Source organism: Bradyrhizobium sp. 138, assembly GCF_023074075.1.
Taxonomy (GTDB): domain Bacteria; phylum Pseudomonadota; class Alphaproteobacteria; order Rhizobiales; family Xanthobacteraceae; genus Bradyrhizobium.
In genome coordinates this window covers 1-1,561 of the sequence record NZ_JADPKT010000098.1, presented here as the reverse complement: position 1 = coordinate 1,561, position 1,561 = coordinate 1, and the positions used below count along the sequence as shown (strand labels likewise).

The 1,561-nt window shown below is 66.4% G+C and carries 2 protein-coding genes; both read left to right on the top strand.

All coding sequences use genetic code 11. From position 1 onward, the window contains the following. Positions 1-1,332: chemotaxis protein CheW (locus IVA79_RS35345; protein ID WP_247561784.1), on the top strand; the 1,332-nt coding region annotated here is incomplete at its 5' end. Between the two features lie 20 nt (positions 1,333-1,352). Further along, the coding region (locus tag IVA79_RS35340) for a chemotaxis protein CheW (RefSeq protein WP_247561783.1) at positions 1,353-1,561 on the top strand (209 nt) is incomplete at its 3' end.

Genomic DNA, 1,561 nt, shown 5'->3' with positions numbered 1-1,561 from the left:
ACCATCAAGATCCCGCTGACCTTGGCCATCGTCTCGGCCCTGATCGTGGAGGCCGCCGGCGACCGCTTCGCCATCCCGCAGCTCTCGGTGGTCGAGCTGGTGCGCGCCCGCGCCAACTCCGAGCACCGCATCGAGCGCATCAAGGACACCGCGGTGCTCCGGTTGCGCAACAAGCTGCTGCCGCTGATCCATCTGAAGAAGCTACTGAAGATCGACGACGGCGCGGCAAGCGATCCCGAGAACGGTTTTATCGTGGTCACGCAAGTCGGCAGCCAGACCTTCGGCATCGTCGTCGACGGCGTGTTCCATACGGAAGAGATCGTCGTGAAGCCGATGTCGACAAAACTGCGTCACATCGACATGTTCTCCGGCAACACCATTCTGGGCGATGGCGCTGTCATCATGATCATCGACCCCAACGGCATTGCCAAGGCGCTCGGCGCCGCCGGCTCCTCGGCCCATGACATGGGCGACGAGAACGGAGCCCACCACATCGGCTCGGGCGAGCAGACCACCTCGCTGCTGGTGTTCCGCGCCGGCTCGTCGCAGCCCAAGGCGGTCCCGCTCGGGCTCGTCACGCGCCTGGAAGAGCTGCCCGCCGACAAGATCGAGTTCTCCAACGGCCGCTACATGGTGCAGTACCGCGAGCAGCTGATGCCGCTCATCGCCATGGAGGGCGTCACCATTGCGAGCCAGGGCGCCCAGCCGATCCTGGTGTTCGCCGATGACGGCCGCTCCATGGGCCTCGTCGTCGACGAGATCATCGACATCGTCGAGGAACGGCTCAACATCGAGGTCGGCGGCTCCAGCCAGGGCATTCTGGGCTCGGCCGTGATCAAGGGCCAGGCCACCGAGGTGATCGACGTCGGCCACTTCCTGCCGATGGCGTTCGCCGACTGGTTCACCCGCAAGGAGATGAAGCCGTCGCTGCACTCGCAGTCGGTGCTGCTGGTCGACGATAGCGCGTTCTTCCGCAACATGCTGGCGCCGGTGCTGAAAGCGGCCGGCTACCGCGTCCGCACCGCGCCGACCGCGCAGGAGGGCCTCGCCGCACTGCGCGCCCAGAGCTTCGACGTGGTGCTGACCGACATCGAGATGCCCGACATGAACGGGTTCGAGTTCGCGGAAGTGATCCGCTCCGACAACAATCTGGGCTCGATGCCGATCATCGGTCTTTCCGCCCTGGTGTCGCCGGCGGCGATCGAGCGCGGCCGTCAGGCCGGCTTCCACGACTATGTCGCCAAGTTCGACCGTCCCGGTCTGATCGCGGCGCTGAAGGAGCAGACCGCGGGCGCCGCCGGCGCCTCCGAGCTGAGCCGGGCCGCGGCCTAAAAGGGACGAGGAGATACGAGATGACCAGCAAGACCCAGTCCAGCGAAGGCGCCATGGTCGAATACGTCACCGCGATGATCGGCGGCCAGCTGTTCGGCCTGCCGATCTCCCGCGTCCAGGACGTGTTCATGCCCGAGCGCGTCACCCGCGTGCCCTTGTCCTCGCGCGAGATCGCCGGCGTGCTCAATCTGCGCGGCCGCATCGTCACCGTGGTCGACATGCGCGCCCG